This window comes from Acinetobacter beijerinckii CIP 110307 (assembly GCF_000369005.1).
Lineage (GTDB): Bacteria > Pseudomonadota > Gammaproteobacteria > Pseudomonadales > Moraxellaceae > Acinetobacter > Acinetobacter beijerinckii.
In genome coordinates, this window is the sequence record NZ_KB849763.1 from 206,996 (window position 1) to 221,948 (window position 14,953).

The 14,953-nt window shown below is 37.7% G+C and carries 17 protein-coding genes; 6 read left to right on the top strand and 11 right to left on the bottom strand.

Annotation, left to right across the window (positions count from 1 at the left end; translation table 11 throughout):
- Window positions 1–25 precede the first annotated feature (25 nt).
- Genes F933_RS00970 through F933_RS00980 form a run of 3 tightly spaced genes read left to right on the top strand, consistent with a single transcriptional unit; the run spans window position 26 to window position 1,779 of the window.
- Entirely contained in the window at window positions 26–901 is an 876-nt protein-coding gene (locus tag F933_RS00970) for a MotA/TolQ/ExbB proton channel family protein (protein ID WP_005057562.1), read from the top strand.
- Between the two features lie 11 nt (window positions 902–912).
- The gene (locus F933_RS00975; protein WP_004914066.1) at window positions 913–1,338 is read left to right on the top strand and encodes an ExbD/TolR family protein; all 426 of its coding nucleotides are present in this window, start codon (window positions 913–915) and stop codon (window positions 1,336–1,338) included.
- Between the two features lie 21 nt (window positions 1,339–1,359).
- Window positions 1,360–1,779 carry an ExbD/TolR family protein gene (locus tag F933_RS00980; RefSeq protein WP_005057564.1) on the top strand — a complete coding sequence of 140 codons (420 nt, stop codon included), beginning with the start codon at window positions 1,360–1,362 and terminating at the stop codon, window positions 1,777–1,779.
- A gap of 75 nt (window positions 1,780–1,854) precedes the next feature.
- Here F933_RS00980 and F933_RS00985 read toward each other — a convergent pair whose 3' ends face one another.
- From F933_RS00985 to F933_RS01020, 8 genes are all read right to left on the bottom strand, one after another.
- Entirely contained in the window at window positions 1,855–2,520 is a 666-nt protein-coding gene (locus F933_RS00985; RefSeq protein WP_005057570.1) for a hypothetical protein, read from the bottom strand.
- Between the two features lie 263 nt (window positions 2,521–2,783).
- Window positions 2,784–3,425: a dethiobiotin synthase gene (gene bioD / locus F933_RS00990; protein WP_005057572.1), complete on the bottom strand. Its 642-nt coding sequence runs from the start codon at window positions 3,423–3,425 to the stop codon at window positions 2,784–2,786.
- A gap of 21 nt (window positions 3,426–3,446) precedes the next feature.
- Window positions 3,447–3,941 (bottom strand): hypothetical protein, encoded by a 495-nt coding sequence (locus F933_RS00995; RefSeq protein WP_005057574.1) that lies wholly within the window; start codon window positions 3,939–3,941, stop codon window positions 3,447–3,449.
- A 22-nt stretch (window positions 3,942–3,963) separates the two neighbouring features.
- The gene (gene bioC, locus F933_RS01000; protein ID WP_034710273.1) at window positions 3,964–4,719 is read right to left on the bottom strand and encodes a malonyl-ACP O-methyltransferase BioC; all 756 of its coding nucleotides are present in this window, start codon (window positions 4,717–4,719) and stop codon (window positions 3,964–3,966) included.
- Entirely contained in the window at window positions 4,710–5,864 is a 1,155-nt protein-coding gene (locus F933_RS01005; RefSeq protein WP_005057579.1) for an 8-amino-7-oxononanoate synthase, read from the bottom strand. The genes bioC and F933_RS01005 overlap by 10 nt, the downstream gene beginning before the upstream one ends.
- The gene (gene bioA / locus F933_RS01010) at window positions 5,851–7,146 is read right to left on the bottom strand and encodes an adenosylmethionine--8-amino-7-oxononanoate transaminase (protein ID WP_005057581.1); all 1,296 of its coding nucleotides are present in this window, start codon (window positions 7,144–7,146) and stop codon (window positions 5,851–5,853) included. Before bioA ends, F933_RS01005 begins: the two co-directional genes overlap by 14 nt.
- Before the next feature lie 335 nt (window positions 7,147–7,481).
- Window positions 7,482–8,204, bottom strand: coding sequence for an alpha/beta hydrolase family protein (locus tag F933_RS01015; protein WP_005057583.1), 723 nt, complete (start codon window positions 8,202–8,204; stop codon window positions 7,482–7,484).
- A gap of 46 nt (window positions 8,205–8,250) precedes the next feature.
- Complete coding sequence (locus F933_RS01020; RefSeq protein WP_005057585.1) at window positions 8,251–8,574, bottom strand: DUF6176 family protein; 324 nt, start codon at window positions 8,572–8,574, stop codon at window positions 8,251–8,253.
- 132 nt (window positions 8,575–8,706) lie between these two features.
- Between F933_RS01020 and F933_RS01025 the strand changes: the two genes are divergently transcribed.
- On the top strand, window positions 8,707–9,285 hold the full coding sequence (locus F933_RS01025) for a peroxiredoxin (RefSeq protein ID WP_171065921.1): 579 nt from the start codon (window positions 8,707–8,709) through the stop codon (window positions 9,283–9,285).
- 51 nt (window positions 9,286–9,336) lie between these two features.
- Here F933_RS01025 and ftn read toward each other — a convergent pair whose 3' ends face one another.
- Window positions 9,337–9,801 (bottom strand): heteropolymeric bacterioferritin subunit Ftn, encoded by a 465-nt coding sequence (gene ftn / locus F933_RS01030; protein ID WP_005057589.1) that lies wholly within the window; start codon window positions 9,799–9,801, stop codon window positions 9,337–9,339.
- 352 nt (window positions 9,802–10,153) lie between these two features.
- Here ftn and F933_RS01035 point away from each other — a divergent pair, with 352 nt between their 5' ends.
- Window positions 10,154–11,209: an SDR family oxidoreductase gene (locus tag F933_RS01035; RefSeq protein WP_005057591.1), complete on the top strand. Its 1,056-nt coding sequence runs from the start codon at window positions 10,154–10,156 to the stop codon at window positions 11,207–11,209.
- Window positions 11,210–11,263: 54 nt separating this feature from the next.
- Here the strand turns inward: F933_RS01035 and F933_RS01040 are convergent, their stop codons facing one another.
- The gene (locus F933_RS01040) at window positions 11,264–12,193 is read right to left on the bottom strand and encodes an alpha/beta hydrolase (RefSeq protein ID WP_005057593.1); all 930 of its coding nucleotides are present in this window, start codon (window positions 12,191–12,193) and stop codon (window positions 11,264–11,266) included.
- Between the two features lie 149 nt (window positions 12,194–12,342).
- Here F933_RS01040 and F933_RS01045 point away from each other — a divergent pair, with 149 nt between their 5' ends.
- On the top strand, window positions 12,343–12,873 hold the full coding sequence (locus F933_RS01045) for a TetR/AcrR family transcriptional regulator (protein ID WP_005057594.1): 531 nt from the start codon (window positions 12,343–12,345) through the stop codon (window positions 12,871–12,873).
- A gap of 33 nt (window positions 12,874–12,906) precedes the next feature.
- Here the strand turns inward: F933_RS01045 and ligA are convergent, their stop codons facing one another.
- Entirely contained in the window at window positions 12,907–14,934 is a 2,028-nt protein-coding gene (gene ligA, locus F933_RS01050; protein ID WP_005057596.1) for an NAD-dependent DNA ligase LigA, read from the bottom strand.
- Between the last annotated feature and the right edge of the window lie 19 nt (window positions 14,935–14,953).

Consider the following 14,953-nt stretch of genomic DNA (forward strand, 5'->3'; position numbering starts at 1 on the left):
TTAAACAATTTTTTGGAGAATTTAAATGAATAAAACTGTAAAAAAAATCTCTCGATTTGCTGCGATTGGTCTTATCTCAACCAGCACCCTGTTTCCAATGAGTTCTGTTTGGGCTGAAGAAACATCACAACCCACAGCCGTAACTACGATTGCAACTGATACAACAAAACAATCATCACCAACGCCACCACCTCTTCCTGCAACTGAGGAGAAAGCGCATAACCCTTATGGTTTAGAAGCTTTATGGCGTGAAGGTGATCTCGTTGCAAAAACAACCTTATTTATTCTTGTTTTAATGTCGATTGGTACGTGGTACATCATTCTTTCTAAACTATTTCAACAAAGTAAAATCAAACGCCACGGTACTGAAGCTGAACGTAACTTTTGGGAAGCAGATACATTAAATACTGCAAAAGACAGCTTAAATCCGAGTAGTACCTACCGTTACATTGCTGAAAAAGGTATTCACTCTACCAAACATCATGATGGCACTTTATTAGAACGTATTGATTTCAACACATGGGTAACGATTTCAATTCAACGTGCGATTGATAAAGTACAAAGCCATTTAGGTAATGGTTTGGCATTTCTCGCAACAGTAGGTTCAACTGCACCTTTCGTTGGTTTATTTGGAACAGTTTGGGGAATTTATCACGCACTGACTGCAATCGGCATTTCAGGACAAGCATCAATTGATAAAGTTGCTGGACCTGTGGGTGAAGCATTAATCATGACCGCAATTGGTTTAGCTGTCGCTGTACCCGCGGTACTTGGTTATAACTGGCTAACTCGCCGCAATAAAGCAGTCATGGATAATGTCCGTTCATTTGGTTCAGACCTGCATGCCGTATTACTCAGCGGTGACTTAAACAGTAATCACTCAAACCGTGATTCTAAATAAGGAACACCATTATGGGCATGATGATAAATTCAGATCAAAGTGATGATGATGTGATCGGAACGATCAATACCACTCCGCTTGTGGACATCATGCTGGTGCTTTTGATTATCTTCTTAATCACTGTTCCAGTGGTCACACATACGGTTCCTGTAAAGCTACCTGAAGAAAAGAATACGCCTTACGCCACCACCCCTCAAAATATTCAACTTTCAGTCAACAAAACTGGCGATATTTTTTGGAATGAACAATATGTTGCAAATAAAGAAACTTTACTTGCTCGTTTACAAGTTGAGGCACAAAAGCGCCCACAACCTGAAGTTCATATTCGTGGTGATCAATTGACGCACTACGCTGCAATTGATCAGGTAATTAGCACCACCCAACAAGCAGGTATTGGCAAAATCGCATTTGTCACTACCCCGCCTAGTTCACCTTAATCAAACGATAAGGAGTTAGTCATGGGTATGAATGTCGGACCAAAAAATGGCGGAGATGATGTGATGCTCGATGTCAATATGACACCTTTAATTGATGTCATGTTGGTGTTATTGATCATGTTCATCATTACGATTCCAATCCCAAACAACGCCATTAATATCAATTTACCTAATGGTGCACCGCCGCCACCAACTGATCAGAAACCACCTGAGATCATTAACCTAAGAGTCGATGCTCAAGGTCATATTTTCTGGAACGATCAAGCTGTTGCTGATCGCCAAGCATTGAAGGTTTTGTTTGAATCTGTTGCGCAAAAAGCTGATCAAGATCAGATCAAGTTTAAACCTGATCCTCAAGCCGAATATAAAAATATTGCTATGGTGATGGCATTAGCTCAACAAAGCAAAGTCACTAAAATAGGAATCGTGAGTAATAACTAGAAAAATAAACACTAACTATTAGGCTTCACAATTCTAAGTTCCTCCTGTGCTAACAAGTCCGCTTGTTAGCTTTTTTTATTTAATTTCGCTAATGACGATTGGGAGAACCAAACTATTTACCTTGTATCCCTTAGGCTTGTTATTACAAGCATTTCCTGTCACCGTCGTTTTCACAACGTAAGGCGAATACGGCATCACATTTAAATAACCCGTGTTATCTGATCCTGTACGACAATCTTCTGCATCAAGTTTTTCGTCATAGCGACCAGCATTAGAAGACTCCTGAACTTCAGCAATCAACTTAGCATTCCATTGGCTCAAATAAACTAAACTTTTAGTGGCTTCAACAGTTCCTTGTCCCGACCCAGCACTTTCGATTTCAACCAGTTCAATTGATTTACCTTTATACATCGTTGGATGAACTTTAAATGTATTCGATTGACCACCAAACTCTTTTAAAATTTTTGCTTGTTTTAGATTTGGACGGGTCAGCACATAACCTGCCCAAAAGTTACGCCCTGCATTTTCAAAACTAACACCAGATAAATAAGCTTCTTCGCCTGAAATTAATTTTACTTTTTCCGTGTGATCAATCTGAATAGCTTGCTGAGGATTCGCATTTGAATCTTGTAAATTAGTGATCCAACTAATGATGGTTTTATCTGTTGGTACAGCAGCGTGAGTAGTCGAGATCAAACCTGAAAAGCATAGTGTTATAAAAACAAAATTCTTCTTATTCATTGTTATTCACCTTAAGTTTATGAATTAAATCGCTTATAAGACCCATTAGCTATTGTGACTTAGTCTTCCCAAGTCCCCCCACTCATAGCAAATCTTCTTACTTTTCAAATATGAAAAGTAACAAAAATCTTTTGTCAGACTGAAGGTACGTCCTGAGCAATTTCAAAGCAAGGCTTTGAAAGCAGCGCAAGTCAGTCTAACTTGGCGGCATCCTTGCCGCCCTCCACGATCACAGATATTTACTAGACAATAAATACCTAAAGTTAGTTAAATTTTTCCAACTCAATCCATTGAGCATCAGGAAAATGCTTTCCCAAATAAGCTTTTAAATAATCCGCTGTATCTTTAGAAATAAGTGGATCTTTCGATTCATCTTTTAAGTTATATACCAAAGCATGCAAACTCAAACCACGATGTTTTAAAGCTTCTAAACTCAACAATGTGTGGTTAATACTTCCCAAACGTCCAGAAGTCACCAAAATCACAGGAAATTGATGTTGAGCAATATAATCAATGGTCAATAACTCTGTGGTTAAAGGCACCATTAAACCGCCCGCCCCCTCTAACAGCACCACCTCAAAACGCTGAGCAAGCTCTTTAGTTGCAGCTTCGATCTTGGCAAAATCTAACTCACGCCCATCTAAACGTGTAGCTAAATGTGGCGACGCAGGATAGCTAAAAATTTCAGGCATGGTCAACTTTTCATGATCTTCCTGAAACCAACCACTCCCCATAATTTCACGGTGTTTTTCGATGTCTTCAGATACATCGATATTCCCTGTTTGCACCAACTTCTGGGTGATAACACGCTGCCCTTGTTCAGTCCAAAGTTTGGCGAGATAACCTGTGGCATAAGTTTTACCAATTTCAGTATCAATGCCACTGACAAAATAAATACCTTTCATCTCATTTCCTTCACTTTACATTTAATGGATTGATTCAGATTCAATTTTAAAAACACGAGGATAACTTTCCCAACGATCATCAAAAGCATATTCAATACAAATATTTGGTGATGAAAACAGCTCTTTATCCTCTTGGTAATATAAAAAAGTGACTACTTTTCGCTTATTTACCAACTCAAATGTATTTGGTGTATGCCTATTTTTTGAAATATTTATATTTTTAACAGAACCACATATTTTTTGAATTGGTGCTTTTAGTCGCATATATGATGAAATCTCAAATGAAAAATATATAGAACAACCAATAAAAATCATCAATATAATTTTTAATAAAAAAATAAATAACTTATTACTATGCTTTTTTGTAGAAAAACCAAATATGCCTAATGAAATACCAGTTGCCAATACCATTATCCCAAATTCAAACTCATAAAATATAAGCAAAAATAAGCTAACTATAATTGAATAACTAGCATACTTGATCATATTTTCTGACGTTAATTCTTCTTCAAGCACTTTTAATATGTACCTCTTATATTTATTTTTTTCTTACAATCACATAAATCGGATGATAAGTTAGGCGAAAACCTTGCTCATCATTAAACTGTTGATAATCAGAATAAAACTGCTGTAAAGATTGCTTGGTCCAACGATGAGACTTTGCTGTTGCAGTCACCCCTGTCGCTTTTAGATGATGCAGCACTAATTTAGGATCATCAAAATATAGATGTTTTTGTTCTTCTTGTATAAACACAATCTCAAAGCCATTTTCTTCAAGTTTCTGTTTCAATATTTCACTAGAATAATAATTTAAACCTTGCCCAGTCAGCTTTTTGATTTCAATTAAATTATTTTCACCAAATGTAGAGAAACCCAAATAGCTTTTCGGTTTTAAAGCATTATGAATTCGTTTTAATAACGCAGGTAGATCAGTCATCCATTGCAAAGCTGAACTTGAAATCACCGCATCCAATTCTGATGGTAATTCAAGTTGCTCAATATCTCCGATCAACCAAGCTATATTTTTAATCGTTGAAAAATGCTGATCTACATCCTCATAAAGATCATTTAAAAATAATTGATCAAACTGAAAATGAGTCCGAAATAAATGCGTTAAATTACCCGACCCACAACCGATCTCAAATACAGAATCAAAAGTCTTTGGACAATACGCTTTCAGATATTCAAATAACTGTGCACTGATCTGCTTTTGCACTACAGCATGCTCAACGTAACTTTGCCCTGCCTTGGCAAAACGTTGAGCGACTAAAGCTTTATCGACACTCACAAACATTCCACCAATTTTTCTAATTCTGCTTTTTGAACCATAGACGTTAATGAGATACGTAAACGTGAACTATTTTGCGGTACTGTTGGAGGTCGCACAGGCATGGCATAAAAACCTTGTTGCTGAACATAACGTGCCTTTTCAATTGCTGCGTTACTTTCGCCGACAATAATTGGAATAATATGGCTACTCGATGGACTTGAAAAACCTTTTGCAATCACCGCCTGCTGTAAAAAATGACTGATCTCAGCCAAGTGCTGACGCTGCTGCTGCATATTTAAAACTTTATTAAAGATAAAGTCAGACCATGCCATCGAGATTGGTGGTAACGCTGTGCTGAAAATCAAAGGGCGCATTTTATTAATCAGATAATCACGAATGATAGAATCACAAATAATATAACCGCCAATTGAGGCAATCGTTTTACCAAAAGTGCCAACAAGGAAATCAATCTGATGCAATACGCCATATTGCTCAGCACAACCTAGCCCTTGCTCACCTCTCACACCTAAGGCATGAGCTTCATCAACATACAACATGGTTTTGACAAAACGTTGCTTTAACTGCGCCAGTGCCGCTAAATCCGTTTCATTACCATCCATACTAAAAATACTTTCAGTCACCACAATAATGCGTTCAACTTGCTCATCTTGTTGATACTTTTGCAATAACTGTTCCAAATGCTGCAAATCGTTATGACGATAACGCACATATTGAGCATTCGATAGACGAATACCATCAATCATACTGGCATGAACTAGTTTATCCGCCAAAATTACGGTTTTACTATCAGCTAATGCAGGCAAAATACCGATATTCATGTGATAGCCACTATTGAAAAGCAAGGCAGCACGACCAAAAGCTTTGCTTAGGCTATTTTCAAATTGTTCATTTTCTGCAAAATTACCAGTCAACAAACGCGAAGAAGAAGAACTAAATAACGCCCGTTCTATTTTAAGCGTATCGAGAAATTCTTCTCTTAAACTTAAATCAGCGGCTAAACCTAAATAATCATTGGATGACAAATTCAACATGGTTCGATTTTGAATGGTGATCCATCGCCCCTGCTGTTGATTTGAAGTAAATTGGCGGAAATTACCTTGCTGTTTGAGTTGGTCAAGCTGCTCAGCATAATGATCAAGCAAGGACATTAGCATGTGCTCCTTGCATATTTTTCACCACTTCACTCATCTGTGTTAATAAGTAATTTAGCTCGTCATCAGTAATCACATACGGCGGCATCACGTAGACCAATTTTCCAAATGGTCGCACCCAAATACCACGTTCAACAAACTGCTGCTGTAAGGTTTTCATGTCTACATTAGTCGTTAATTCAACCACACCAATCGCACCTAATATGCGTACATCCGCAACGTGATCAAGTTCTGCTAAATCACTTAATTGCTCAATAAGGATCTTTTCAATACGTTGAATATTGCTCTGCCAATCTTGTTCAACTAATAATTGAGTACTTCTTAGAGCAACAGCACAAGCCAGAGGATTCGCCATAAAGGTTGGACCATGCATGAACACACCTGCCTCGCCACGACTAATGGTTTCAGCCACTTGTTTAGTCGTTAATGTTGCAGACAAAGTCATATAACCACCTGTTAAGCCCTTACCAATACACATGATGTCTGGCTCAACTTGCGCATGTTCCCAAGCAAATATTTTACCTGTGCGCCCAAAGCCTGTTGCGATCTCATCAAAGATCAACAATAAATTGTACTGCTCACATAATTCTTTAGCTTGGCGTAAATACTCAGGATGATAAAAACGCATCCCACCTGCACCTTGTACAATTGGCTCAATAATCAGCGCAGCAATACTATGATGATACTGTTCAATCTGTTGTTTGAGTTCTTGAATATCATGTGGATTCCACTCACCATCAAAGCGACATTGTGGCGCGGGTACAAAGATTCGATTCGGTAAACTTGAGCCAAAAATCTGATGCATCCCCGTAACAGGATCACAGACAGACATCGCATTCCAAGTATCACCATGATAGCCAGAACGTGTAGTAATAAAATTGGTTTTCTCAGGTTGATTCAACGCAGCCCAATATTGCACTGCTATTTTTAAAGCCACTTCAACTGAAACTGAACCTGAGTCAGCATAGAAAATTTTATCTAAACTCGGAGGCGTAATTTTTAATAAGAGTTTACCCAATTCAATTGCAGGTTCATGCGTCAAACCACCAAACATGATATGCGCCATGTTTTGCAATTGATCAGTAATGGCTTTATTGAGTTCAGGGTGGTTATAACCGTGAATCGCACACCACCATGACGACATGCCATCAACCAAAGTTCGACCATCCTCTAGTTCAATGGTTGCAGCATAGGCACGTTTCACTTTAAAAGTTGGCAGTGGATTTAACATCGAGGTATAGGGATGCCATATATGTTCTAAATCAAATAAATCGGTCATCCATACTTCCTCATTGGTTAGATAAATATTGCTTATAAGGGAGAGCGACCTTGTGCTCATTCATTCTGATATAAGCCTTCGGCTCGACCTACTTTTCTTTCGGAAAAAGTAGGCAAAACCTGAGTTGCGGTCATAGCAACGTAAGATCCACAAAATCTGTCCACTTTTTGTGCCCATTCAAGTGTATCTACTCATCCATATTCATCACTTTTACTATAACCACGCAGGTTATGGATGACACTATCGAGTATCAATTTTTGGGAAAAACTATTTGCGAACATCTTAAACCTGTCAAAATCTAAAATATATTGCGAGAACTTTCAATTCAAGCAAGATTAAACCGTCAATTGAATAAAATCTTCAATTACTTGTACAGTCTGCTCCACCATAAAACATGGAAAACCATGAGAAGCACCTTCAATAGAAATAACAAATAGATTTTTTGCAGCTAAATTCTGGATATTTTGAACAATTTGGTAAGGAACTAAAGCATCATGCTCAGCAAACACAAGTAACTGTCTGCCTTGATAGTTTTTGTACAAATCAACCAAATTTAATTGTTCCAATAATTCTAAACCTTGCTTTAATAATGCAATCGGTTGAGGTCGAATCAATTTCTGCATATCCAAAAAATCTTTTTTTGCAGAACTTGTACCTTGACAGACTAACAAACCAAAACGTTTTAGCGTGGTAATCGCATCCTGTTCAAATGATTGTTTAAACTGCATAAAAGTTTCGACTGGCATGGCTGTCATCCAGTCAGCTTGCGCGACAAAACATGGATTCGATCCCAAAGTGATTAACAGCTTCTGTTCATCATATTGCTGATGAATTTGATTAACTAATATTGTTGCCAGTTGACCACCCAGTGACCATCCCACAATCACATCATATTTTCGTGCAAGTTCAGCATGCTGTCCTAAGACACCAGCATCAAAAGCATTAAAAATATTGATTCGTTCAACCTGATGGCCTTGTTGCGCTAAAGCATCATATAAAGGTTTTAATAATTCAACGCCACCGCCCCATCCAGTAATGAGCAAAATCTTGTGCTTCACCTTATGACCCAATTATGCAAACTTTCAAAATTATAACCTGTTTTTTCTAATCATTATTTTCCAAATCCACCAATAATGTCGCAGGAATGACACGTTGCCAATTTTGTTTAAACTGTTTATGAACTTTATCAATTTCGAAAGGACTGTTGCGTGCGACTTGTTGAGCATGTGCAATATCATTTGCACGCATATAGGCAAGTAGATAATTATTTCCATCAAGTTCAAGATGGAACCAAGATTCTATTTTCACACCTTCGGCTTGGAGTGTTTGAATGGCTTCATCTTTTCGTTGTTCAATTTCTATTTTCCAAGCATCGACATTTGCTAGCGTGTCTTGCTTCAATTTAATTAACACTGCACCGACATCCACTCTATTTTCCTTTTAGTTATACTTCATTTAAATTCAACTATATAAAACAATCAAAAGCCCTGTAAAGAATTTACTCACACATCAAATTTTTAAATTTGCTAAAGTAAGTGTCTACCACACTTTGAGATCAAGATAATGGCTACGATAAAATCCAAAGTTCTTATTCTATGTAGTTCTCTTATTTTACTTAGCGCACCAAGTTTAAGTAGCGCACAAAACACCTTATTTTCTAAGAAAAATACTGCTCAAAAAGAATGGGTTGGACAGTCTGCCCCTGATTTCAAACTTCAAGATCAAAGTGGGAAATGGCATACTTTAAGCCAATATAAAGGCAAATGGATTGTGCTTTATTTCTATCCTAAAGATGATACTGCGGGATGCACTCAAGAAGCGAATCAATTTAAATCACTTTATCCTCAATTCTTAAAATCGAATGCAGTCGTGCTGGGTGTTAGCTTAGATGATGTTGCATCGCACCAAAAGTTTTCGCAAAAGCTCGGTTTACCTTTCCCAATTTTGGCAGATGAAAAAAGTGAACTTGCTGGAAAATTTGGCATTGTTAGAAACCTTGGGATTACCAAAATTGCAAAACGTGAAAGTTTCTTGATTAATCCTCAAGGTGCAATTATGTATCACTACACCAGTGTGAATACGCAAACGCATGCTGATCAGGTACTTAAAGATTTAAAAGATGCTCAAATTAAAAAATAGTGCTTATACAAAAAAACTCAGCATATGCTGAGTTTTTCTAATTCACAAAACTTAAATTTGCGATTGAATATAATTCTGTAAGCCAATCAACTCGATCAAACGTAGTTGTTTTTCTAACCAATAAGTATGATCTTCTTCTGTATCAGATAACTGCTGGCGCAACATATCACGGCTAATATAATCGCCTTTTTCTTCACACAATTTAATACCTGCCGCAAGTTTCTCACGAACATGATATTCGAGGGCTAAATCAGCTTTTAAACAACTAACAACATCCGTACCCACATTGATGTCTTCGCGGTTCATATTTGGCTGAGCACCTAAGAATAAAACACGACGAATGATCGAGTCTGCATGAGAAGCTTCTTCTTGCATTTCATGATCAATACGCTCATAGATTTTACTTAAGCCCCAATCTTCATACATTCTTGAATGAATTAAATATTGATCACGAGCAGCCAATTCACCGCCAATGAGCATATTTAAATAGTCGATGACTTCTGGATTGCCACGCATAATACTTACTCCTATCGAATAACAATAGTATGGTCAAGTTAATGTAAAATTGCAAAATTAAAAGTGTGTAAGTTTATGATTTTTATAAAATTAAAATGAGAAACATACGCATTTACAGTTTTAATTAGCCTAATTTATTTAAATAAAATAAGCCTTTGCATATCATTTCTACTTTTTAAAAGACATAATTCTATTGAAAATCATTTGTTTGATTTTTTGTAACGATTAGCAATGCTTCTTATTCCACCAGCTTTTTGATCAAAAAATCATAAAAAATGACTATTCAACTGTTGTTTATTTAAACAAAATTCGGTAAATAACAGCAATCACAAAAACATAATGTGGAAATAAAATGGATAAAAGTAAACCAATTTTGGTGACTGGTGCAACGGGTTATATTGCAGGCTGGATTATTGAACGTCTGTTGAATCAGGGTTATACGGTTCATGCCACAGTGCGCGACCCATCGAAGAAAAATAAAATCCAACATTTGTATGATCTAGCAGATCAATCTTCTGGTCAAATCCAGTTTTACCAAGCAGATCTATTGGAACCACATTCTTTTGATGAAGCGATGCAAGGGTGTGAAGTTGTTATTCATACTGCATCACCTTTTGTTGTTACTAACTATAAAGATGCGGTTAAAGACATTATTGAACCTGCAGTCAAAGGTACAGAAAATGTATTAAATAGTGTAAATCGCACAGAATCAGTGAAACGTGTGGTTTTAACCTCAAGTATTGCATCAACTTATGGCGATGCAGTTGAAATTCAAAACACAGCAAATAATGAATTTGATGAGAGCCATTGGAATAATACCAGTAGTGAAACCCATCAACCCTATCCTTATTCAAAAGTTGCTGCTGAACGCAAAGCATGGGAAATGGCTGAGCAACAAAATCGCTGGAGTTTAGTCTGTATTAACCCAGCGTTAGTGATGGGACCATCACTCACTGATGCAAGTCAATCAGGCAGTATCGAAGTATTACAGCAATTTGGTAATGGTACGACCCTGTTTGGTGTACCACCAATGTGGAACGGGATTGTCGATGTCCGTGATGTTGCCGATGCCCATGTCGCTGCGGCATTAAATCCACAAGCACAAGGTCGTTATATCATTTGTGGTGGCACATTAAGCTTGCTAGAGATGGGCAAAGCACTTACACAAAAATTTGGTTATAAATATCCATTCCCACACTTTACTGTACCTAAAATAGCTTTCTCTTTAGTTGCACCTGTATTTGGTCATTCTCGCCAATTTGTAAAACTCAATATGGGATATCCAATTTATTTTAACTCACAACGTAGTGTGAATGAGTTAGGTCTCCAATATCGTAATATCCGCGAGAGTGTCTGCGAACATTTTCAACAATTACTTGATGATGGCATTGTTAAAAAACGTGCTTAAAACCAAGAAACGTTCAAGTTTAATTGCTTGAACGGTCTCTTATACTCTTCACGATCAGTGATGTTTAATAGTAATTAATTTCTTTAAGAACTCAAGTTGATACTGGATATTTTGTTGAAAAATTGGTTCAAAATATGGCTCAAAATGATTCGCATCCAATAGCTGATATTCAATATGTGGATTATTTATTTTTTTGATTTTTTCAGGATCAAAAGGTGCAACAGAATCTTGAGTCGCACCAATCAATAAAGTCGGTATCTTAATGGTTTTTAAATGTCGAATCGGTCGATACATGCCAATTGTCAGCACTGAACGTGCAGTGACACGATTATCATAATCATCAATAGACTTTCCTGCTTCATTATAACTTTTCATAAAAAAGTCATAAGCTTGATCACGATTCATCGTGGCAAATTGATCTTCAGGTGCGATCACAGGGATATAAGTCCTTGACGGTGATGGTAAATAATCCTGAACCACTTTTAAGCCAATTTTCAACATATCTTTAACAGGATTGGCAAGAACGGCTTGCACCCCATCTAGCATTGGAACATGGGCAATCGATCCTAAGAGATGAGGATATTTTGCTGCGAGATCAATCGCATGCCCACCACCAAAAGAAGTCCCCCAAACCACGATTTTATCTGCATCAATCTTTTCTAAATTCTGTAAATATTGAATCGCTTGCTCAGCTTCACGGACACGTAACCACGGTGAAATTTGATTTCGAGGCATCCCCTCACTTTTACCCCAAGTCGAGTAATCAAAAGTCATTACGGCATAACCGATTTGCATAAATGCTTGAACAAAAGGCAAAGTCAACAAATCTTGTGTTCCACCCCAACCATGCACCATCAAAATGACTGGATGTTTTCTCGCAATCTCGATATTTGGATAATATATTTTTGCAGCACATTTATTGCCATTAGGTGAATAAAAGCTTGCCTCTACACTTTGATCAAGCACATGTTGAAATGTTTCCATTATCTTATTTTCCAATTTATCTTAAATAACATTCAAGAAATATACGCAATTCTTAAATACCATTCAAGATAAGAATAAAATTATCTGCAAATTTTTAAAAATGATCGAATCGCTGTAAAATCAGTTTTGAAATATTTTGAGTTCACACAATGGCGCGCAATAAACGTATTATTCAAAACACGGATGAAAAGAAAGCAGAAATTATTGCCGCTGCACGGATGTTATTTCTTGAGATCGGCTACGATGCAACATCGATGTCCAAGTTAGCAACAACAGCAAAGATTACTCCCAACACGATTTATTGGTACTTTAAAGATAAAGATGAAGTGTTAACACAAGTTCTCAGCTCAGAGCTTATTGAACGCCTAAATGAATATCATAATCAATCTTTTGCTAACCATACTCAGCGCTTATTGTGGGTCATTCATCAACTGGAAAGTGTCAAACACCTGATTACGACGGTACATAATCGTTTGAATTATTCTAAGGAAATTAGCGTATTACATGAAAACTTTCATAGAATTGTCGAAAGTCTATTGTGTATAGAATTACAAAAAATGGGCTTATCCGCAGCAAAAATAGATGCAACCACTCAAATTATTGTTTTTACTATAGAAGGTATTTTGTCCCATCAGCTAACGGATGAAGCTAAATATCAAATCTGTGAACTTCTGATGTAAAAATTCATCCAGAAGTCCACACTATTGATTTCATCACACTGGATATTGCGCCAAAAAGTCTAAAAACTCTTGTTCATTCATCACTCGAATTTCTAATTTTTGTGCTTTATCCAATTTGCTTCCCGCTTTTTCACCAGCAACGACACATTTGGTTTTACTAGAAACACTACCACTGACACGCGCACCCAAAGCTTGTAACTTCTGTGTCGCCTCATCACGCCCCATAGTTTCCAGTGTGCCTGTTACCACCCAGCTTTCACCATTCAATGGTTGACGTGTTGGTGCAGTCGGCGCATCCCAATGAATTCCTGCTGCCAATAAACGATCGAGTACTTCAATGTTATGTGGTGCTTGGAAAAAGTCAGCGATCCACTCCGCAGTAATATCCCCCACATCTGGTGTTTTCTTAAGTGCTTCAATATCGGCGGCTTTTAAAGCGTCTAATGTTTGAAAGGTATTGGCAAGCATACGTGCAGTAGTTTCACCTACTCCACGAATACCCAAGGCATAGATAAAACGCGCTAAAGTGGTTTTCTTGCTTGCTTCAATTGCATCAATCAGATTTTGAACCGATTTCTCACCCATTTTCTCGATAGTTAATAGTGTGTCACGATGCACATGCAAATGATAAATATCAGCCACATCTTTGAGTAAGTTGAGATGCAGAAGTGACTCCACCCAACGATCCCCTAAGCCTTCAATATCCAATGCTTTACGCGAAACAAAGTGACGAATCGCCTCAATACGTTGTGCTGCACAGTATAAACCACCCGAACAACGTGCTAATGCCTCACCCTCAGGCATAACAACAGGCGATTCACATACAGGACAATTGGTAGGGAGATGAACACTCTCTGCATCAGCAGGTCGAAACTCCGCCCACACTTTCTCAACTTTTGGAATCACATCACCCGTGCGATACACACTGACGGTATCTCCAACACGCACATCTAAACGATGAATTTCACCAATATTGTGTAAGGTCACATTGGATACCGTTACGCCGCCGACAAATACGGGCGCTAAACGTGCAACAGGCGTTAATGTTCCAGTACGTCCCACTTGCCAATCAATATTTTCTACTTTAGTGAGCGCAGCCTGTGCTGGAAATTTATAAGCCGTTGCCCAACGTGGCTCACGACTCAAGAAGCCCAATTGTTGTTGTTGCTTAAGACTATCCACCTTAATCACCATACCATCAATTTCAACTTTGAGATTTGGACGTTCTTGTTGGATTTGTTCATAACGTTGTTGCACTTCTTCAATCGAAGCACATAAGAATTGACGCTCAGCAATTTCAAAACCAAATTTGGTTAACCAGTGCAAACTGTCATGCATGGTCTCAAGACCATGGTTGGGCTGACACTGCGCAATACCATAAGCATAGAATGCCAATGGACGAGAAGCTGCGATATTTGGATCAAGCTGTCTTAAACTACCTGCTGCTGCATTACGTGGATTAGCAAAAGTCTTATCGCCTTTCGCTTCCTGATCTGCATTAAGCTTTTCAAAGCCTTGCTTCGGCATCAGTACTTCACCACGAACTTCTAAGAAATCTGGAATGGCTTGATGCTGACTTGATAATACCTTCGGTAGATTACGAATGGTTTTTACATTTTGAGTAATGTCTTCACCTGTCTCGCCATCGCCACGAGTGACACCACGGACTAAAATGCCATTTTCATACCACAGTGAAATCGCTAAACCATCCAGTTTCAATTCAACATCATATTGCACTTTTTGATTCGGCAAACGTTCATCGATACGACGTGCAAAAGCAAATAAATCTTCCTGATTAAAGACATTTCCCAATGACAGCATGGGAACAGCATGGGTCACACTTTCAAATTTTGACAAGGCTTTACCACCGACTTTATTGGTCGGTGTATCTGCCTGAATACATTCTGGATATTGTTGTTCTAAAGCTTTGAGCTGATGAAATAAATGGTCATATTCACTATCAGAAATGGCAGGTTGATCCATCACATAGTAAGCATGGTTATGTTTTGCAATCAATTGAATCAACTGACGCATTTGCTCAATAACTGAGTTCTGTTCCATTTAAATTTCACCATATAAA